General features: G+C 31.6%; 13 protein-coding genes and 2 pseudogenes. All 15 read right to left on the bottom strand.

Going from position 1 to position 21,383, the window contains the following annotated elements; genetic code table 11:
- Positions 1-506 precede the first annotated feature (506 nt).
- Positions 507-4,511 (bottom strand): annotated as a pseudogene (locus NH288_RS11415) (helicase-related protein); the annotation flags it as partial.
- A gap of 2,257 nt (positions 4,512-6,768) precedes the next feature.
- Entirely contained in the window at positions 6,769-7,734 is a 966-nt protein-coding gene (locus tag NH288_RS07405) for a DNA cytosine methyltransferase (protein WP_036757767.1), read from the bottom strand.
- Positions 7,727-9,448, bottom strand: a complete 1,722-nt coding sequence (locus tag NH288_RS07400) for a DNA topoisomerase 3 (RefSeq protein WP_265214298.1) — start codon at positions 9,446-9,448, stop codon at positions 7,727-7,729. Before NH288_RS07400 ends, NH288_RS07405 begins: the two co-directional genes overlap by 8 nt.
- Positions 9,449-9,541: 93 nt before the next feature.
- On the bottom strand, positions 9,542-10,525 hold the full coding sequence (locus NH288_RS07395; RefSeq protein WP_265214296.1) for a nucleotidyl transferase AbiEii/AbiGii toxin family protein: 984 nt from the start codon (positions 10,523-10,525) through the stop codon (positions 9,542-9,544).
- Complete coding sequence (locus tag NH288_RS07390) at positions 10,518-11,129, bottom strand: DUF6088 family protein (RefSeq protein ID WP_265214294.1); 612 nt, start codon at positions 11,127-11,129, stop codon at positions 10,518-10,520. Before NH288_RS07390 ends, NH288_RS07395 begins: the two co-directional genes overlap by 8 nt.
- Positions 11,130-11,202: 73 nt before the next feature.
- Positions 11,203-12,060: a DUF4366 domain-containing protein gene (locus NH288_RS07385; protein WP_265214292.1), complete on the bottom strand. Its 858-nt coding sequence runs from the start codon at positions 12,058-12,060 to the stop codon at positions 11,203-11,205.
- A 14-nt stretch (positions 12,061-12,074) separates the two neighbouring features.
- Positions 12,075-13,658, bottom strand: coding sequence for a stalk domain-containing protein (locus NH288_RS07380; RefSeq protein WP_265214291.1), 1,584 nt, complete (start codon positions 13,656-13,658; stop codon positions 12,075-12,077).
- On the bottom strand, positions 13,645-13,884 hold the full coding sequence (locus NH288_RS07375) for a hypothetical protein (protein WP_001080402.1): 240 nt from the start codon (positions 13,882-13,884) through the stop codon (positions 13,645-13,647). The genes NH288_RS07380 and NH288_RS07375 overlap by 14 nt, the downstream gene beginning before the upstream one ends.
- 14 nt (positions 13,885-13,898) lie before the next feature.
- Positions 13,899-16,478: a C40 family peptidase gene (locus tag NH288_RS07370; protein ID WP_265214282.1), complete on the bottom strand. Its 2,580-nt coding sequence runs from the start codon at positions 16,476-16,478 to the stop codon at positions 13,899-13,901.
- Positions 16,479-16,485: 7 nt separating this feature from the next.
- Positions 16,486-18,909 (bottom strand): VirB4-like conjugal transfer ATPase, CD1110 family, encoded by a 2,424-nt coding sequence (locus NH288_RS07365; protein ID WP_321161883.1) that lies wholly within the window; start codon positions 18,907-18,909, stop codon positions 16,486-16,488.
- Positions 18,800-19,210: a PrgI family protein gene (locus tag NH288_RS07360; RefSeq protein ID WP_004827263.1), complete on the bottom strand. Its 411-nt coding sequence runs from the start codon at positions 19,208-19,210 to the stop codon at positions 18,800-18,802. The genes NH288_RS07365 and NH288_RS07360 overlap by 110 nt, the downstream gene beginning before the upstream one ends.
- 1 nt (position 19,211) lies before the next feature.
- Positions 19,212-19,502 carry a hypothetical protein gene (locus NH288_RS07355; protein WP_047211601.1) on the bottom strand — a complete coding sequence of 97 codons (291 nt, stop codon included), beginning with the start codon at positions 19,500-19,502 and terminating at the stop codon, positions 19,212-19,214.
- A 9-nt stretch (positions 19,503-19,511) separates the two neighbouring features.
- A complete protein-coding gene (locus tag NH288_RS07350) occupies positions 19,512-20,375 on the bottom strand; it encodes a VirB6/TrbL-like conjugal transfer protein, CD1112 family (RefSeq protein WP_000466914.1) in 864 nt (287 codons plus the stop codon).
- A gap of 10 nt (positions 20,376-20,385) precedes the next feature.
- Positions 20,386-20,469, bottom strand: a pseudogene (locus tag NH288_RS07345) (Maff2 family mobile element protein); the annotation flags it as partial.
- A gap of 3 nt (positions 20,470-20,472) precedes the next feature.
- Positions 20,473-21,383: DUF4368 domain-containing protein (locus tag NH288_RS07340; protein ID WP_265214277.1), on the bottom strand; the 911-nt coding region annotated here is incomplete at its 5' end.

Below are 21,383 nucleotides of genomic sequence, written 5' to 3'. Positions count from 1 at the left end.
CAAGTTAGGGCAAATTTTGAACCCCTATCCATCTCATTACAAGATGGCGTTCGCTTTTTCCATTATCCTTTACCTGCACCATTATCAGCATTTCTTACGATTTACCTTGCCTTTTGGCAACGGTACAGGCTTACCATGTTCCACTTAATTAACATTGATAACTTAGGCTCTACCTCTCTGCCGGTAGTCATTTTGTCCGTGTAATCCCACTGTGGAAAGGATTATCCGACTACGCACCATTTTGGTTCAGGCTTGTCAGCAACTTTAGCCTGTTCACCTTAACGACATTTATCAGTAGTTCACATATGTTAGCCATATTATCAAGCCTCGCTCCCTAACCGCCTTGTTGCTGGCAGTTTCGGTATTCCCTCACGGTCCAACCTCAAGTAGGGCTACTTTAATATCGGCTTACCACACCTAAGTGCAGTCGATACTTGGCTCAACTAACGGAATAGTTGGTTTGGTCATTATGCCAAACAGTTAAATTAAGCGACTTCATGTCGCACCCATAAATAAGAATCAAAAGTATTTTCTGTTACATATCTAAAGATATTTACCTTATCATTTTCATTACCTTGACGAACAATTCTACCACTTCTTTGCTCTAGGTCAGACGGTCTCCAAGGGACGTCTAAATCATGTAAAGCTATTAATTTATTCTGTACATTTGTACCTGCTCCCATTTTTTGAGTAGAACCTAATAATACTCTTACTTCTCCTTTTCTTACCTTAGAGAACAATTCATCTTTTTGTTTGTCTGTATCTGCTTCGTGGATAAAAGCTATTTCTTCTTTAGGTATTCCCATATTCACTAACTTATTCCTAATATCATCATAGATATTAAATTCTCCATCTCCTTTTGGTGTAGACATATCTGAAAATACTAACTGGGTTGATGAGCTTTCTTTTGTCTTATCCCAGATTGAAAAGATATTTTTAACGCATACATTTACCTTTGAATTAGGATCATCGGAAAGTAGTGGGTTTATTAATCTTTGGTCTAGGGCAAGTTTTTTACCATCATTTGTAATTTTTAGCATATTATCTTCTGTTGGCTCGACTTGATTATTTCTAACTGCGTCAGCTCTATCTGAAATAGCTTCTAGTATTTCTTTTTGTTCCTCAGTAGGTTTTGTTTTAATAACTTCAAAACTTGCTTCTGGTACTGGCAAATTTAACATATCTGAAGTCTTTATATCTGCTACTTCTTTAAACATAGACATCAATTCTGGTAAATTATAAAACTTTGAAAATCTTGTCTTTTGCCTATATCCAGTACCTTCTGGAGATAATTCAAAAGTGTTTTCTGTTTCTCCAAAAGTAGAAGCCCAGGCGTCAAAATGTTCTAATCCTCTTGCCTTTAGATCGTCATATTGAAGATATCTTTGCATAGTATAAAGCTCTGTCATTGAATTTGATATTGGTGTACCAGTAGCAAATACAACTCCCTTTCCACCTGTCATTTCATCCATATACCTACATTTCATATACATATCTGAAGACTTAAAGGCTTCACTCTGACCGATACCAGCAACATTTCTCATCTTAGTATGCAAGAATAAGTTTTTGTAATTATGAGCTTCGTCTATAAATAACTTATCTACTCCTAGCTCTTCAAAAGTTATTACATCATCTTTTTTAAAGTCATCATTTAGCTTTTCAAGTCTTACCAAAAGTTTCTTCTTTGTCTTTTCCAGTTGTTTTACTGTGAAATTTTCTCCTCTATTTCTTTTGTTCTCATCAATAAAGGAAACTATATCATCTATTTGGTCTTGTATATGCCTTACCTGGTATTCCTTGGACATTGGTATTTTTTCAAATTGAGAGTGTCCTATGATGACTGCATCATATTCTCCTGTTGCAATCCTACCAATAAATCTTTTTCTATTTTTAGGTTGGAAGTCTTTTTTATCGGCCACCATAATATTTGCTGACGGATATAACTGCATGAACTCTCTACCAATTTGAGTGGTTAAATGATTAGGAACTACAAATAATGACTTACTTGCAAGTCCTAACTTTTTAGATTCCATAGCAGAAGCTACCATTTCAAAAGTTTTTCCTGCTCCTACTACATGGGCAAGTAGTGTGTTTCCACCATAAAGAGTCCTTGCTATTGCATTTTTTTGATGTTCTCGAAGTCTGATTTCAGTATTCATTCCATCAAAAGTTAAGTTAGAACCATCAAATTCTCTATTTCTAATTGAATTGAATTTTTCATTATAAATCTTTTCTAGCCTATATCTTCTATCAGGATCTTCAAATATCCAATTCTTAAATTCTTCTTTTATCAGTTCTTGCTTTTGACTTGCTAGCATAGTTTCTTTTTTGTTTAATACAGAAGTCTTAGACCCATCATCATTTATTATTTGGTCAAATACTTTTGTATCTTTTAGATTAAGAGCATTTTCAATCAGCTTATAGGCATTTACTCTACTTGTACCATAAGTCATGTTAGCAAGGTCATTAGTCGAGTCAACACTTTTACCCTCAATATTCCATTCACTCGTGTGTGGTGAAAACCTAACATTTATATTCCACCTATCATAACCTGGTGTTTTTAAAAGGTTAAAAGTAAAGTCTTCTATATCTTTTTGAGGTATCCAGGTTGCTCCTAACCTTACATTTATATCAGAAGCAGTAAGTTCTTCAGGCATAACTTCTTGTAATTTTTCTCTTTGATATTTGAGTTTGCCTAACTCGTTTAATAGTGTATCTTTCTTTTCAGAAGGTGCTAAATCTATTACATTTTCAATTTCTCCGATATATGAATTGAGGTAGCCAATCTTTTCTCTGATATTACCACTTAAATATTCATCAGCCGATACATATGAAAAATGAAATGGATCGTCATTGTCAAAGTTCTCAAAGGGCATTCTGTTATTTATTAGGTCTGTATCCTTAATATCTAAAAATATCTCGCCCTCAAGCTCACCAATTAAGGTGTCCCTATCTTTACTTGTGATAGATTCCATATATTCAAAATCTACATATCCCTTTTGTGAAACAGATAAGACTAAAGCTTCAAGGGAAGTGTCTACATGATCTACTACCTTTGCCTTTGTTATTGTTCTTTTTGAGAATATATCACTCTTAGCTTTGAAATTATCCTCATCATCAAGTATTTCTATTGATGAGACCAAAGGAAAGTTTGAGTCTTCCTTTAAGGCTCTAGTATTTGATAAGGAGTTAATGAAGCCATGTTTCTTTGAAAAGTTATCATAGACCTCATTTAACTTTGCTTGTGACTCTTTTATTTCTTCATCTGAAAAATCATCCTTTTGCTTTTCTATTACATCTTTTAAAGCATTCATTACATCAAGGTAATCTTTTATCTTTTCTTTATTTTTATCTGATATATTCTGCTTAACTAAGACTGAGTTTTCTCTTAGGTAGACTTCTTCATCAATAATAGTGTAAGAAAAGTTTTTAACATCATCTGTTGCTGGAAGACTTAATTCTTCATCTTCCAATAGTTCTACCTCTTCATATTTTGAATTTGAGGATATTTCCTTACTTGCAAGATCCATTAAATCTTTTAGATTTTCGTCTTCTTTTTCATCACAAGTAATGGTATTGCCAAATCTACCAGATACTTCTTTCATATCCCCTAATACCATTTGAGGATTATCTACAAAGTATTTATTATAAGTCAAACCCTTTTTATCGGTTGTTAGGTGTATCCAATCGTCATCTCTTTCTATAACTGAATCTCTCTTCTTTAAGAAAATAATATCTGAAGTAACTTCTGTACCAGCAAGACCTTTAAATGTTGTATTAGGAAGCCTCATAGCTCCTAAAAACTCACATCTTGCATTAATATATTTTCTAACAGATTCATCTTTTTTATCCATAGTTCCAGATGAAGTTATGAAGGCAATAATTCCTCCATTCCTAACCTTGTCTATTGACTTTGCAAAAAAATAATCGTGAATCAGAAAATTATTTCTGTTATATTCACGATCGTTAACTTTAAAATCTCCAAAGGGAACATTTCCTATAACTAAATCGAAAAAGTTATTTGAGAAGTTTGTTTCTTCAAAACCTTTAATTTGAATATTAGCTTCAGGATAAAGCTCTCTTGCTATTCTTCCGCTTAGGCTATCTTTTTCTACTCCATAGATTTTAGACGCTTGTATTTCACTTGGCATATTACCAATGAAATTACCTACTCCTGCAGATGGTTCAAGGATATTCCCAGTCTTAAATCCCATATCTGTTAGAGTCTTATATATTCCATCCATTACCTCTCTAGGTGTATAAAATGATGTTAAAGTAGACTCTTTAGCATTCATATACTCATCATTTGTTAGGTTTTCTTTTAAAATATTTCTTGCCTCAAGCCATTGCCCTCCCTTTTCTTCATCAAAGACATCGGCAAGACCTCCCCAACCTAGATAGTCAGCAAGATAAGCTTGTTCATACTCCCTTGGACTCCTATTTTCATTTTCAAGTCTTTTGAGCATTTTAATAGCTTTGATATTTTTATCTAGTCTTTCTGATGGTGTAAGGTATTCTGAGTAGATATGATTTTTCAAGTCATAATTTCTAGCAAAACTTAGCCTTTCCCTATCAGGTTCATAGCCTAGATTCTTTAATTCTTCTTTTCCCCTCAATAAGTTTTCGGCTGCTTCCCTAGGCACATTGTATCTATCCATCATTTGGTCAATTTCAGGATTGTGGTCATCAATAAAGCTTTCTTGTTCTACTTGTCTTTCAATTTGTTTTTCATACTCGGATAACTTGTATATCTCATAATTTCCACTATTTAAAAGGTCATCAATCTTTCTACTTTCTTCAAATGTTTCACCCTTATATAAAGGAATTTCTTCCCCATTAACTTCTACTTTAGTTCCTGTGTCAATCAAGTTAATTCCATCAAAGATCTTCTCATCTTCGAAAATAAATTCCTTACCAACCTTTACTGCTAGTTTTTCTGATGTTTGACTTAGATTTTCAAAGATTTCTTCAAGGTATAAATCGTTTCTATATGGAATTACTTCCGAACCCCTAATCATACCTCCCATATATTCCATATTATCTCTGATGGTTACAGTTTTAAGTCCTCCACTTAGTTCATCAAAATCTGTAATGGTAAAGTCCTTATCTTTATATCTAACCTGATCACCTATCTTAAATTTAGGCTCTATCTTTTCCTTAGTTTCTTCTTTTAATAATTTTTCCTCACTTAGTGCAACTTGTTCTTCTAAATATGAAAATTCACGCTCATTTACTTCTTCACCATCACCAAGGTCAATCCTATAATGCTCGACAACTTCTCCGTCTACATAGTGGTCAAAATAGAATTTGAAATATCCGATATAATCATCAGTCATTTCTCCAAACTCATTTTCTCCAAGAGTTTGATTATGGTCTTTAACATCAATATCCTTTTGTCTTAGGACATTAATTAAGTCTTTAGTTACTATCTGCCCACTATAATCGGGAACTAATTCATGGTTTTCATTAAATTCTACAATCCAATAATCTTTTCTATTTTCAGTGTTTTTGTCATCAAAAAAAGAAGCTTCATCAGCTTCCTTTTCTTGGCTTATTTCATTTTCTAAGCTTCCACGTATTCCTTGATTGCCATTCTTTTCACTGTTGCCATCAAGTTGTTCATCTGTCCTTGGTATTCCTCTGGATTCTCTCTCATCATCTTCTCTGTCAATCCTTGTGCTTTCATCATCTTGACTTTCTCTCTCTTGATAAAGTCCACTGCCTGATTCTGAATTTCCTTCAGATGGTTCAAAAGTGTTTTCTCCTCGTACATTTCCTGAAGTTTCTTCCAGTTCTCCATGTCCTCGCTCCCCACTAGATAAGACAGTCTTAGAACTGCGTATGTTGGATTCGGAAATTTCTCCATAAATTCCAGATCCTTCTCCATCATGTCCAAGGTTTTCTCTTCGATCTTCATCGCTATTTCCTCTGTCGCTTCCATCTGTGAAAACTCGTCCATCTCTACTTCTTGACCTATCATCTCGTCTATATAAATCATTTTGACCTCCTCTATCTTCATTTGTATTTTCTATATCTCTATTATAGTCGCCACCGGCCCTTTCTGTCAGCAGCCTAGCACGATCTATTTCCTTAGATTTTTCTATTGTTCTATCTATAATATCTTCACTAACCCTTGATATTACAAGACCTATTTGCTCTAAAGAAATTGTATTAATCCTATAAAAATTATTTTTTAAATTTTCCATATCCATAGGATAGACTGTATTAAACCTATTAGCTACTGCATAGGATATTGAGTCTCTCATAAACTTTTCAAAACTAAGTCTATCCTCTATATCTATCCTTAAATCAGCAAGTGCCAAGTTAATATATTCATCTCCATAAATTCGACTCAAAGAAAATATATTTTCATTGAGTGAATCACTAGGTTCAAATAAAGAATCTCTTATTATTTCTTTTAAAGCCTCGTTATGATTTTCGTGATCAAACTGCCATAAGCTAACCTCATTAATATTCCTATCCATTGATGTGGTCTGACTGATATCAAAAATATATGACACTCTTTGATTTACATCACTTCCAACTAAAATTGGAATACCCTTTTGACCCCTCATAACAACTCGACCAAAATATTTCTTCCACATATCAAAGGTTGCACAAGCTCTAGCTTCAGGTTCTTTGTTGTATATACTTAGTTGGCTTGAAAAATCATATTTTTGATTGTTACCTATAACTTTTAAGAGTTTTAAATATTCTTTTTCATCTTGCAAAACTTCATACTTTATTGCTTCTTGTATATTCTTAAAATCATTTACTTGCATTTCCTACCTCCATTCTATGAATTTCTTTTATAATAGCCATTAAAACATCAACCACAATAGAATTGCCGGCCTGCTTATAAAGCTTGCTTGAAGTACAATTTTTTCTTCTTGGATGTGCTTCTTCTAGTTTGTTAATATCAATGTCATCAAAACCCATGAGTCTTAAACATTCTCTTTCTGTTAAATACCTATATTTACCATTTCCAATATCTATTATTCCAGAATTAGGTACTCTCATCTGTTTTGTAGAAATAGTATAAGAAAAATCTTTAATCACTTTTAGTCGCCCTCTAAAACTATTATCTATGCCTTTATTTAAAAATTTCAGCATATAAGGTTGGGTCATTGTGTAAAGTTCACTTACATCCTTTTCTAAAAATTCACTTAGTGATCTTGTTTCTTTCCTCTCCAATTTATTAAAAGAAAAGTTATTTGCTCCAAGACACGAAACAACAAATATCCTTTCTCTTTTTTGAGGTATCCCAAAGTCCATTGCATTTAAGATTTCATATTTGCTTTCATATCCAAGGTTTTCTAGCTCTTTTAGATAAATAAAAAAGGAGTCCCTCATATTTCTATCAAGGACTCCCTTTACATTTTCCCAAATTATCCATTTAGGTTTATCTTTCATTTCTTTGATTATTCTAATTGTTTCAAATAGTAAGCTTGATCTAGTGCCTGAGTTTTTCACTCCTCCCTGCTTTTTTCCTATTCTTGAAAAGTCTTGGCAAGGACTTCCATGCATTATTAAGTCTATATTCTCATTAGGTACTTTATATCCTACTACTGATTTTGGCTTATAATCTTCTCCATAAAGTTCATTATATGATTTAACACAAGCCTTATCTATTTCTACATAATCAACAACTTCATAAGGTATCTTTAAATTAATAAAAGCCTTTCTAATAGCACCTATGCCACCGAAAAGCTCTAATATTTTTACCTTATTCATTTAGATTATTCTTGTACCTATCTACAAGCCCCCTTATACTATCTTTAATTTCTTTTAAAAAGTCTTCTTTATCTACTTCGCCAGAGCTAATCTTTGCAAGTTTCATTTCCCATTCAGAAGTTGTTTCTGCCGACTTAAACTTATCCTCTACAATCGATACAAGTCTATTGCCTTTTTCTGTTACAAGTAAATTTTTCTTATCTCTTCTTATGAGATCCTTATGGATAAGATTTTCAATAATTCCTGCTCTTGTAGCTGGTGTTCCTAAGCCTTTCCTTTCTACTTCTATATCTTTATCCAGTGATTCAATCCCTGCATTCTCCATAGCCTTTAAAAGTGTATCTTCATTATAATGACTTGGAGCTTTTGTAAATTTCTCAGATATATTTTTAGAAGTTAGCTTAATTTTATCTCCAGTCTTTATATCTGGTAATTCATTTTCTTGTTTTTCTTTTCCATAGCTCTTTAGATACTTTGTATAACCTTCATCGATTACAGTCTTGCCACTTGCATTGAAGTTAAATTTATCATATTCATATCTGATTTTTCTGCTAGATTCCTTTAAGTTATCCGAACATGAAGCAAGTAATTTATTCTTAATTAGATTATAGATTTTGCTTTCTTTATCAGATATGTCTTTAGCTTTTCCAATACCTGATATAGTAGGAATAATTGCATAGTGGTCTGTAACCTTAGATGAATTAAAAATAGACTTAAAGTTTGATTTGTTGAGTTTAAAATCTTCTTCAAGTCCTTCTAATAATTCTTTCATAGTATTAACCATGTCATCGGTTAAATACCTGCTATCTGTTCTTGGATATGTGATTAGCTTTTTTTCATACAAAGCTTGTGCTAGATTTAAAGTGTCATTTGCTGAATATCCAAAATATTTATTTGCTTCTCTTTGTAAGGTAGTGAGATCATAAGGCTTATCTGGTTTTGTGCTTACCTCTTTATCTTCTACCTCTGTAATAACTATTTCATCTTCTAGTAGATTTAATAGTTGTTCTGCAACTTCAATTCTATCAATCCTATCTGATACAAGTTTCAATCCTCCATAAGATAGGTCAACTGTATAATATTTTTGCTTCTTAAATAGGTTTATTTCGCTATCCCTTTTAGCTATTAAATATAGAGTTGGTGTTTGTACTCTACCAACAGAATATGTTTCCTTGTAAATGCAAGAATAAAGCCTACTTAAATTCATTCCTACCAGCCAATCTGCAATAGCTCTTGCACTTGCCGATCTATATAAGTCTTCAAAGTTTTCTCCATCTTTAAGATTTCTAAAGCCATCTTCAATAGCTTTGTTTTCCATTGAAGATATCCAAAGTCTTTGAATCTTCTTCTTACATTTAGCTTGATTATATACAAGCCTAAAAATAAGTTCTCCCTCTCTTCCAGCATCACAAGCATTTATTACTGTGTCGATGTTCTTATCGTTTAAAAGTTTCTTTAAAATTCCATATTGTTTCTTAGTGCTTTTAGATACTTCATAAATATATTCTTCTGGAATTATAGGAAGAGTGTCTATTGTCCATTTCTTCCATTTTTCGTCTATCTTATCGGGACTTGCCATTTGAATTAAATGACCTACACACCATGAAACAATGTATCCATTCCCCTCATAATATCCGTTTTTTCTTGTTCTTGCTCCAATTATTTTTGCAATTGTAACTGCTACACTTGGCTTTTCTGCTATTACTAACTTCATTAATACCTCCATAAATAAAAAAAAGAGCGAAAGATTTCTCTCTCGCTCAAAGTATTTCTCCCGAATATTATATTATTTTTGGGAGAATTCGATTTACTTATTAATTTCTTTTTCTAGTTCTTGAAGAACTTTTATAATCTCTTCAAAGTTTGGATATTCTCCATATATCATTTCTGACATAGCCTTATAATCTTTTTCTATTTCAGAAAATCGGTATTTTCTTGGGACTAATTTTAATCTACCATCTAATGCTTCTTCATACCTTGCCCACTTCCTAGGATAAAACTTCATTTTGAATTCAGTTACTTTCTTTAATAACTCCTTATCCTCTACGGCTCTGTCTTTGAAATCTGAATTTGCTATTTTATATAAGTCATAAAAGTGTCTTGCATACCTATGTGGCATAGGAGAAGATTCTGGTCTATTCGCTTCATGATGAAGTATAGTTGCCTTTTCCCAAAAAGTTCTCTCTGCTGATACTGTTCTTATATTAGTTTTTTCTTTAAATACATTTGGATAGGATTCGCTAATTATCGGCAAAACTTCAACGTCGATTGCAGGTGTCCATGCTGCAAGGCTTCCTATTTCGAGTCTTATATTTTGTATCAAATAATTAGATTCAAAGATTTTAGGATATTTACATAGAATTGTTTGTGGATCAAGAGTATCAATCATAAATTCAAAGTCCATGTCCTTGAAATCTTGTTCTAAGACTTTTAATAATTCATCTCTTAAAAATATTTCTGTCTTTTCATTGACTTCTTTGTTGAATTTATCCTGTTTAGTATTTGATCTTTCTAACCATGGTTCTTTTTCTTCATATCCTAATACTCGCCAGTCTAAGATTAAATCTATATCTTCTGAAAATCTTTCTATAAGTCCAAAGCATTTTGAAAGTGATGTACCACCTTTAAAGGTAAAATATTCTTTCCATTTATTTTCATTAAAAAGATAGTCTAAGATAAAAGTAACCCAATAGTCTTTTTCAATAACTGCCTCAGATATATTCCTCTTTCTTGCAGTATTTACTATTAAAATCCTTAGCTCTTCTTTGTTATCTATATAAAACTTATTCATTTCCACCCTCACAGATTTCCCTTATCACTTCATATATCCATGCAGGAACTGATTTTGCTTGGTTCATTAAGTCTGTTCTTTCTTTTTCACTTAAGTTTTCTCTTATCTTTTGGATAACTTGGGCATTGATATTTTCTTTCCCTAAAGACTTAATTGCTTGAATTACAGTCGCTGTCTTTAAGGACATATTGGCAATTTCTCCTGGATTTACTTTTTTAAATTCTAAAATGGTATTTCCAATTTTATATTCTTTATATCTGCCACTAGATATATATTTATAATGAGTTGGAACTTGTGTGGATAGTCCTAATAAGTTTAAGGCTGTGCTACTATATGGTGCAATATTCCAATTGTATTTTCTTGCTATGGCAAGTGCTAACTCGTGAATTGATATTGCTTCGTACTCTCCAATTAATTCACTATATCTTGGATTGTAATAAAAGCCATCAATGACACGCTTAATTTTATCTTCATCTGCTAATCTTTTTAATATCTGTCTAACCGTAGCATTAGATGCAATATCTAAAAAGTCATTTGCAAAAAATACTTTATGTGAGTCAAAATTATTTATTTTGTTTGATATTTTCTCTGTATATGAACTCATTACAATCCTCCTTTGTCACGGATATTGTATCATATCCGTGACAAAAGTTCAATTGTACTTAAATTTAATACCCTTATAATAGTTCATCATCTTCATCTAGTGATTCTTCGTGAGTTTCATCATCGTCATCATCTTCTGACTCACTAATATAATCCTCATCATCTTCTTCAAAGTCTTCCAACATTTTATCTTCTTTAGCTTTGACTACTTTAAAATAATATCCTGCTCCAAAAACTCCTCCAATTACAAGTGCAATAATTAGAAATGAACCTATTCCGCTTTTCTTTTCTTCTTTTACTGGAACAACTGTAGGTTCTTCTTTTTTCACTTCCTCTTTCTTAGGTTCTTCAACCTTTATAGTATTTTTGTCTTCTGATTCAATCATATTAAGCAGGTCTTGCTCTCCTACTTCTGTCAATAGCCTTACATTATCTTGATTTGATGAGTGATCCACTATTAGGTGCATAGTTTTTCCACTTTTAGTTTGAAATGTTAAAAATTGTCTTACATCTACTGGATTTTCTTTATCTTTTTCTGTGTCTCCACTTGGTGTAATATCTTTTCCATTCCTATCTACATTTTCAATTACTGAACCTCTCGCCTTATTTTCTTGTGTCGCAAGATTATTTACTGCCTTTGTATTACCACCTTTTACAAGTGGTGTTTTCTTAGGAGGATTATTTGAAGGCTTGGTTGCTTCACTTGTATTTCCTGGTATTCTTGGAACATCTTGATAAGGAATTTCTTCTTTTGATGGTGTAAAAACATCATCTTTCAACATTTTTTCAAATTCTTCTTTTTGTGGTTCATAGATTGATTCGTTTTGACTTTCTATTTGCCCTTCATTTGTCATAGCAAATGTAGTTGCTGGTACTGTAAATGTAAAAAGGAGTAACGCTATGGCTACTCCTCGTTTAATGCTCTTATTCATTTTTATATCCTTTCTTATTTTACATTTTTAAATACATAGACTGCTTTTCTAGCATTGTCCCATTCTATTGTTTGGTTTTTACCATCTTTAATATCTCCATGACTTGCTCCGAAAGCTTTAGCAATATTTGAAATTGAAGCATGAATTCTTCCATTTATAATCACTGGCTTAACATCTGAATTGTAGACCTTTCCATCTGAATCTTTCATAACACCAGTATCAATATTTAGTCTTAATGTCTTTTTAGCTAAGATATTATTCTCTTTGTTTGAGAAAATAGCTTCACGAGTAGAGTTGTCATACTCAACATTAAAACCTAGAGTATAAGCGATATATCTTACTGGAATCATAGTTCTTCCTTGATCCACATAAGTTTTTACGTCCATATAGACTGTTGTCTTACCATCTTTGTTGATAATGTTATAGAAGTTTTTGTCTACTTGGAAAACTGCAAATTCTTTTTCATCTTTAACTTGTTTTTTACCTTGTTGTTCCTCTTGCTTTTTCATCTTGTTAAGATCAAATTGATTTAGGATGTTCTTATCATCAGCTTTCAAAAGTTCGTCCCATTTTTTATCTTGAGATTTCTTATCTTCTTTCTTCTCTTTGTTTTCTTTTTGGAGTTTTAGAAGTTCATCTAATTTCTTAGATAAGCCTTGGTTTATATTTTTTTCTTTTTCATCTTTAGCTTGCTTTTCAAGTTCTTCTTTCGATTTTTTATTTGCTTCCTCGATTAACTTCTTTGCTTCTTCAATTTTCTTATCTAACTCTTCTTTTAGCTTTTTAATTTCTTCTTGAGAAGCTTTTTGTTTTTCTTCTAGTTCTTTAATCTTATCTTCTAATTCTTTTTTTGTATTTTCAGAAGTTTCTTTTAAACTATCAATAGCCTTTTGAAGCTCTTCAATTTTCTTACAACATTCTGACTTAGAATTTTCTGTTTCTTTCTTTTTAGACTCTAAGTCTTTTATCTTAGTATCTTTTTCATCAAGAGCTTTTTCCAAGTCCTTAATTCTATTGTCTTTATCTTCAATTTCTTTAGTCTTCTTTGCAAGTTCCCCTTCTAAAGACTCAAGCTTTTCTTGCATTTCTTTGATTTTATTTTCGTTTTTACCAGTCTTTTCTTTCTCAGCTTCTAACTCCCATTTTGTAGATGAATAATCTTCTTTTAGTTTTGCATTTTCATCTTGTAATCTTTTTAATTCATCTTTAAGCTGAGTAATTTCTGCTATTAGTTCATCATTATTGGAGTTTTTAAGATCCTCAATTTCTTTATTCAATTGATCAATCTTATTATCTTTATCTCTAATCTCTTCTTCTAGCTTAGCTTTTTCTTGTTTTAGTTTTTCTCCATTATCTTTGCAAGATTCTAACTTTTCCTTTAATTCATCTATCTTTGATTGGTCTTCTTGTTTCTTATCATTTAAGTCTTTGATTTGATTTTCTAAATCATTAATATTACTTATTGAACTTTCTATCATTTTTTTACTACCATCTGTATCATCAGCTTTAGCTAGTACATTAGTAGTTGAAGTTGATGTTAAAACTAATAAAAGAGCCATAAAAAAGGCTCTTAGTCTGTTCGTATTAAATTTCTTCATTATGAATGTTCTCCTTTTCTTTTAATTTCTCTTCTCTTTTTCTATCATTGATTTTCTCCATTAATTCTTCCAAGCTAATATTGTTCCTCCTAAGAGTTACAATTATTTCTTCATTTTCAACCTGTATTTCTTCATCGCAAATTTCCTTGTATTTTGCATTTAAATCTTTCAATTTCTCTTCTATTTTTTTCTTTTTGTTTCTAATACTTATAAGCTTCCTGTTCACATAATATCTCCCTTCTATCTAGGTCTTCCAAAACCATAAAAGTGTGATTTCCAATATTTTGAATTTATTGATGTGTATTGAATTGGATCTCCTGCGTGAATCATCATTCCATTACCTGCGTATATTCCTACGTGAGATATTGGTGTTCCACTGTTATATGTTGAATGGAAAAATATAATATCTCCAGGTTGAGCTTCACTTGGACTGACTGGGTTACAATAGTCTTTGTATATTCTCCATGCAGTTGTTCTTGGCATTCTCTTTACACCAGACTTTGTAAATGACCAACATACAAAACCTGAGCAGTCAAAGTTAGATGGTCCACTTGCTCCAAACACATATCTTTTGCCTATATGTTTTTCTGCTTCATTAAATAAGGCTTTGGCAGTAGCTGAATCAAAAGCAAGACCAGGATTTCCAAAGTTTGGATTGTCTACTATTTCTCCTAAGTCCCCATTACCTAATCCAAAAACATCTCCCATATTCCCCTTAGCTTCAAGAAGAGCTTCATAATGAACTACATTGTCTGGATAATCTTTAAATATTTCCCTAACAACTTCATCCATTTCTCTTTTCTTTAAAGTTACAATTAACTTTTTATATTCGTACTCTTCTTTTTCATAGCTAGTATAGGGATTACCACGACTATCATATCTAGTTCTTGCTACTGTTCTTGTTCTAATTTCGATTTCTTCCTTAAAATCAAGCTTATACATTTTATCGAAAAGCTCTTTTAAAATTCCTTTTACTTCAGATGCTGATTTTACTTCACCACATCTTGAAGTTATATAGGATAAAAGTTCATGGGTATTATGACCAATTTCTCCATCTTTATTTATAATATATTCGTCATATCCAGGATGACTTGTTTTTACACTTTCGATTTGTGATTGTAGGTCATACTCCATTGATGAAAATTCTTGATTAACTTCACTTAGAACTGTATCTTGTGATAGGTATGTTGTTGTCATTACTGAGTTAACAGAGTTACTTAATCCACTCATACCAACACTTCCACCACCAATCATGATTGATAGCATAAGACCTAGTCCTATTACTAGAAATAGAACCATCTTACTTTTTCTTACGATTAGCTCTTTAGAAGCCTTACCTAAACTTAAAATAGCTTTTTTAACTCTATCTACCAGTCTTGTTTCGTGCTTTTTAGCTATCATGCTTTTCATTTGTTTTCTCTGGTAAAACTTCTTAAATCTATTTTTCTTTATATAGGCGTCTGACTTTTTTAAATCTTCCAAACCACTTTTAAACTCCAACTTGCTTTTTCTCTTTCTTATTTTCTTATCAAGTTTAGATAGCTTTTTTAAGGACTTTTTCTTTTTGTCTAACTTATACTTCCTTATTCCATGCTGAAGTTTAGAGCTTACATTAGCGGCCTTTTCTCCAGATTCTACACCAGTATTATCAGATCCTGAACTTAAATAATCTCTCACTAACTCTGATGACTTAGCTCCAGATAATAAAACCCCAGAAGATAGACTTCCTTTAGTTTTATTCTTTAAGATATTATCCTTTAGCTTACTTTTAGACTTTTCAAGCTCTCCAATCTTTTTATCTGAGATAAAGTCTTTAACATCTTGTGCTTTCTTAGAATCTTTCGTTGTAATTTTCTTAGATTCATTTTTTAAGTCATCAATTTTCTTGCGTGTAAATTTATCACTTTCATAATTTTTTCTTTTGTAGTAAGTCTTCTTTTTATTAACTTTCTTTTGTTCTGAAGGTTTAAGGCTTGTTTCCTTTTCATCTTTTATAAATTCAAGATTATTGTCTTTAAGCTCAGAATTATCAAAAGTCTTATCTGTATCAACTTGGCTTAGCTTATTTTCTTTATCTATTTCTTTAGAAATTTTTTCCTTATCTCTAAACTTCTTTTCTTGATAAAGCTTTTGCTTTTGCTTTTTATCTATATTAGCATTACTCTCGTCATTACTTACTTCATCTTTAACAAGCTTATCTTTTCTATATACTCTCTTGCTTTTCTTTGCTTCGATAGGTTTATCTTCGCTTGTGTAGATTCGCTTAGACTCTTTCTCGTTGATTTTGTCTTGGAATTTATCCTTACTATGGATAAGTTTATCCTCATAATTTTTAAGAACTTGTCTTTTACTTGATGGCTTCTTATTGCTTATTACTTCAGAGTTAGCTGGAATATCATCTGTTGTTAATTTATTAGAATTAATATTTCTACTGTTTTCACTACCAAAATTCACCTTTTTGAAGTCTACATCTAACTCTTCATCAAGTTTAAAGCTTTCATCTGTCCTTATTTCAAGATTAGTTTGTTTTGTTTTTTCAGCCTTATTCTTATTATTTAAAACTTCTTTTCTGATTCTTTCCTTGTTTTTAGCCTTCTGAAAATCTTTTAGTTTATCTTGTTTTTGATCTTTAGCTAATATATTCTCATGGATAAGTTTAGATTCTTTTTCTGAAATTTTATCTCCGAACCTATCCTTAGTCTTAATAATCTTATTGGTATAATCATCTGAATGAACAAGTTTACTTTCAAGATTCTTTTCAGGAGCGTCCCTATTTCGTATAATTTTCTTTTGAAAATCTTTTTTTAGTTTTTTATCCATATCACACCTACTTAGCTTCTTCTGGTTTTGTTGTCATTAGCTTATATAGCATGGTGTCTTTAGGGAATTTATCAATAAATGGAACAATAGTATTTCCAAAGAATAATAGTCCCTCACCTGCATTTGAATTAGTAATATAGTTTAACTGATAAGGTGATATTTTTAATTTCTTAGCAAGAATATCCCTATCTCCAGATGCTTGATTTAACATTAGAACAAAGTCTGTATTATCAAAGATATTTTCAATTTCCTGACTTGTTAAAAGGTCTTTTACGTTTTGAGTTATACCTGTTGGAATTCCTCCCCATTTTCTAAATCTTTTCCAGATTTCTACTGAATATGAAGCAGTTTGTGGGTCTTTTAATAAAAGGTGGAACTCATCTATATAGTATCTTGTAGACTTGCTTCCTCTATTTAGGGAAACCTTGTTCCAAACTTGGTCTTGAATTACAAGCATACCTATTTTTTTAAGTTGTGTTCCTAGCTCTTTTATATCAAAACAGAGCAGTTGCCTATTTAGGTCAACATTTGACCTATTATTAAATACATTAAGACTTCCTTTTACATAAATTTCCATTTCTGTTGCGAGTTTCCTACCAACTCCCTCTTCTTGAGATAGGAGCATATCGTATAAATCTCCTAATATAGGCATATTTTCTGGTTTGGGGTCTTCAAAATACTTTTGATATATCTTTGGTAAGCACCTATCTATAACAGATTTTTCTGCAGCAGTAAGACCAGATCCTCCTACTACAAGTTCAAGCATAGACATTATGAAGTTTGCCTTATCCTTTAAAGGTGCGTCCCCATCTCCATAGTTCATATTAATATCTAGTGGATTTAGGTAGTCCTTTGATTTTGCTGAAACTTTAATAACTTCTCCATTAAATTGTTTTACAAGGTTTGAATACTCGCCTTCAGGATCACAAATAATTACATCATCGTCTGTTACAAGAATTGCATTTGCCATCTCTCTCTTTGCCGAGAAAGATTTACCAGAACCTGGTGTTCCTAATATTAATCCGTTAGGGTTCTTGAGTTTCTTCCTATCTGCCATAATCAAGTTTTGGCTAAGGGCATTTAATCCATAGTACAAAGAATTTGCCGAATCAATAAATAGCTCTTCTGTTGTAAAAGGCATAAATACTGCCGTTGATGATGAAGTTAAAAATCTTTTTATTTCGACTTGATTAACTCCTAGAGGTAAGGCAGAAACAAGTCCTTGCTCTTGTTGGTGAGATAATCTTTTTACCTGACAATTATGTCTGTTAGCAATTGATGATATTTGAGCAATGGTGTTTTCTAATTTTTGATTAGTCCTAGCAAAATTCATCATTACTATGGTAACTACAAAGAGCCTTTCATCTCTATTTTGTAAGTCAGATAACATGGACTTAACATCAGCCCCAAAAGTATTTATATCTGATGGAATAATATCCATATCATATCCAGCACGAACTGCTTTCTTTTGTTCTTCTATTTTCATTCTATCCAGGTCTGTATTTTTTCTTTTAATGAGTTTAATAGCTTCTGCTTGTTCAACTACATCTATATGAAAAGCTACATAAATATTGTCATCAATATCTAAAAACTCAGATAACATTCTGTCTGATAGCTCACTTGCAAGTATTTGAAAATGACTTACTGCTCCAATGAATTTCCCAAATTTAAAATTATTTGCTGGTGCAAAATTAAAGATATTGGGAGTTATATGTGATTTTGTAGACTCTTTCTTCTTCAAATCTTTATATGAAAAATCAAAGTTTTTGTCTGGATTTAACATATCATGAACAAGTCTTAACCTTTCTTCGCCATCAAGGCTCTCTGCTCTTACTCCCATAGATTTAAAGTTAGATAAAATATCTACTTCAAGTCTATTTAACTTTGCTCTTGCTTGCTCTAGGTTATCGGCTTCTGTGGTAAAGGTTATATACTTCATCTTTTTAAGTCCGTTATTGCCCTTTGCAAGTTGAAGTTTTAACATTTCCCTAAACTCTTTTCTTACATCGTCATAGAAATCTCCCTTATCAGCAATTTTAATTGCATCTTGTAGGTCTTTATTTCTTCCTAATTGATTTACATATGAAAGTTCAATGTGTACACTTGGATCAAAAGAATTTAAAAAGTTGGCAAATTGGTTAAAGATTAAATCTCTATCTTCTTCCAATGCCAACTGGTAATTTATATCTTGAAATGAAATTGTCTTTGAATAATTTTTTTCATCTAACTGGCATATGCCCTCTGGTAACATTCTTATATATGGAATTGTATCCTCAACAGTAAATCTCTTTTTCTCTTTATTTAAAAGTACACTTAGAAGACTATTTGTTGGATCTTTCTTTGTTTTTAGCCTTCTTACTTCCTTTCGGTCTTTTTTTAATTGTTTTTCCCTTAGATTTAAGTCGCTGATTTGCTTTTTTCTTTGCTTCAAGGTATGCCTCCTTTCTTATTCTCTTAGTTGGTTGATAAAATTTATGAAGATAGAAAAATTTAAAATACTTTTCAAAAGTTAAGGTGTCTTTTTCATATAAGGTTATAAAAAAGATTGGCAGGGTTACTATTAGCATTACAATGATAGAAACATCATTAGGTAGATATTTCTTCATAAATAAATAGGTTGGTATACCAATTAGTCCTGCCACAGAAAAACCTATAAGTTGTCTTTTGGTTAAGTTAAAGGCAACCTTTGTTTTAATCTTGTCCAAATCTTTTGGTATTGGTACATACGCCATTTTAATCTCCCTCTACTTCTTCTTTGGAAAGTTCAAGTATATGGTCATAATTAGATGTTGTTTCCTCTTCCAGGTAGCTAATTCTTTCTTCTAATTCTTCTTGTTTTTCTTCATTTCTGTCATTGTATTCGCCTTGATACATAACAAATTCATTGTGACATCTTCCGAGTCTGTTTATTCTTTTCTTTAAGTTTCTAATCTCTTCATTTCTTTTTTTCTCTTTTAAGATTTCATAAGTTCCTCCTAATAAAATTCCAAGTCCCAATAAAGCACAATTTTTCTTTTTTAACATTTATTCCTCCTAGTGCGTATTCATAATACTTTTTGCAACTGTTCCACTCTTAAACATCATAAGTCCAAGTAGTAGAGCATATCCTAATATACTAAACAAGCTTGCGTGAATATCTGTAATCTGTACCGTCCTTATTAAAACGGTGTAGATACCTAAACATACCATCAAAAACAAACCTTGTAGTCCCAAGGCAAAAAGTCCCTTGATATAATTTGTTCCAATCTGACCCCATTCTTTATTTCCCATAGTCGCAAATGGTATGGATGATACTGATGAATAGACATATATTTCAAACATACGCCCATATACTATTAAGGTAATAGTTAAAGATATACATTGAATTGCAATCCTCACTAGGCTTGTTTCAACTAATATCATTATTAATGCACCAACATCTTTTTCTTTTAATGTATCAACCATTGCAACTATCTGATCTCCTGAAACAGTGGCAGAAGTAGTGATTACCCCTGCCGCTTTGTTTACAAGATTTTGTGCCACATCAAAGACTGCCATTGAAAATTCAAAGGCATGGCTTGCAAGGTAGACTGCTATAAACATCTTTATAATGTATTTGAAAAACTCAAAAGTATCTGTATCATGCATATTATTCTTTTGCATAACCATATTTATGAGTTCAATACATAATACTGCTGTTATGATAAGACCTGCTATTGGAACGATCACATTATCATTAATGTTTTTTATGAAGTTATATACTTCTCCATTCCAACCCATTGGTGTTTTACCAACATCAGTTGCAATAACTCCTACCTTGTCATTTATATCTAAGAACATGGACTCAAGATTTGCTTTGATACCTCCGAGTAGCATATCCTTAAAAAATTCAGTTAGCTTGTCAAAGATACCAAACATAGACTTTCTCCTAATTTAAAGCATTTGCAAGTAGTGGAATTAATTTGATACCAATTAGTACAATTCCCCCACCAGCCATAAGCTGCTTTATGCCTAATTAGAGATTGTAAAATACTTGTAGTATGTCTGTATTTCCTATGAAATTGTAGTAAATATCAATTGTTTGGGTGATTTCTCCGTTCACTACTTCTTTTTCGTGAACATAGATTTTTGAGATGAGTTCGTTTAAGGTTTCTTTGTCCAGCTTCTTTATATCCCTATGTTTTTTTATGAGTTTAATCCATTTTTTGACATTAATATCTTCAAGATCTTCTTTAACAATCAATTTTTGATTATCTTCTATTCTTTGGTTTAGATAGTCTTGTTCGTTTTGTGATTTTTCAAGAATTTTTTGAAAGTTACTTTCACTTATCTTGTTATCGAGCCAATCATCATATAATCTTTCAATCTTTTTAGTTAAGTCTTCTACTCTTATCTGATCTTTGTAAATCTTATCCATAATAAATTTTTGTTCTTCTTCATTATCAACTTCTCGTGATCTTTCAAGTGCTTTTATGATTTCTTTTTCATCTTTTAATGCTATTTCTGCATTTTTCCTAATATCTTTAAGCACTATCTCATAAAGAGTATCGTAATAAATTCTATGTTGACTACATAATGACTTTCCATATCTTCTATAAGTATTACAAGTGAGTAACTTTTCTCTTTTTTTCGATTTGTTTCTTCCAAGATTTAAAGATTTTCCACAATCGGGACATTTCACAATTCCTGCAAATATACTTTCTTCTCCATTTTTAAATGGTCTTCTCCTGCTTTTCAATTTTTCATTTGCTATATTATAAATATCTTCAGAAATAATTGGTTCGTGTGTATTTTCTACCATTATCCATTCCTCTTTAGGTTTATCGGATAACCAACCTACTTTGAATTTATAATTAACTTTTTGACTAGCAATATGACCAATATAAACTGGGTTTTCAATAATTTCTTTTAGGGTTGTGCAGTCCC

It is taken from the genome of Anaerococcus sp. NML200537 (assembly GCF_026131715.1).
GTDB classification, from domain to species: domain Bacteria; phylum Bacillota; class Clostridia; order Tissierellales; family Peptoniphilaceae; genus Anaerococcus; species Anaerococcus kampingae.
Note: the sequence above shows the minus strand (reverse complement) of the source record. Positions and strands in the feature narration are given on the sequence as shown.

Excerpts from the sequence above, each read along its gene's own strand:
- NH288_RS07380 (WP_265214291.1), bottom strand. The coding sequence starts at position 13,658 with ATGAAGAAATTTAATACGAACAGACTAAGAGCCTTTTTTATGGCTCTT.
- NH288_RS07355 (WP_047211601.1), bottom strand. The coding sequence starts at position 19,502 with ATGTTAAAAAAGAAAAATTGTGCTTTATTGGGACTTGGAATTTTATTA.
- NH288_RS07400 (WP_265214298.1), bottom strand. The coding sequence starts at position 9,448 with ATGAAGTTAGTAATAGCAGAAAAGCCAAGTGTAGCAGTTACAATTGCA.
- NH288_RS07350 (WP_000466914.1), bottom strand. The coding sequence starts at position 20,375 with ATGTTTGGTATCTTTGACAAGCTAACTGAATTTTTTAAGGATATGCTA.
- NH288_RS07405 (WP_036757767.1), bottom strand. The coding sequence starts at position 7,734 with ATGAATAAGGTAAAAATATTAGAGCTTTTCGGTGGCATAGGTGCTATT.
- NH288_RS07370 (WP_265214282.1), bottom strand. The coding sequence starts at position 16,478 with ATGGATAAAAAACTAAAAAAAGATTTTCAAAAGAAAATTATACGAAAT.
- NH288_RS07360 (WP_004827263.1), bottom strand. The coding sequence starts at position 19,210 with ATGGCGTATGTACCAATACCAAAAGATTTGGACAAGATTAAAACAAAG.
- NH288_RS07395 (WP_265214296.1), bottom strand. The coding sequence starts at position 10,525 with ATGAATAAGTTTTATATAGATAACAAAGAAGAGCTAAGGATTTTAATA.
- NH288_RS07390 (WP_265214294.1), bottom strand. The coding sequence starts at position 11,129 with ATGAGTTCATATACAGAGAAAATATCAAACAAAATAAATAATTTTGAC.
- NH288_RS07385 (WP_265214292.1), bottom strand. The coding sequence starts at position 12,060 with ATGAATAAGAGCATTAAACGAGGAGTAGCCATAGCGTTACTCCTTTTT.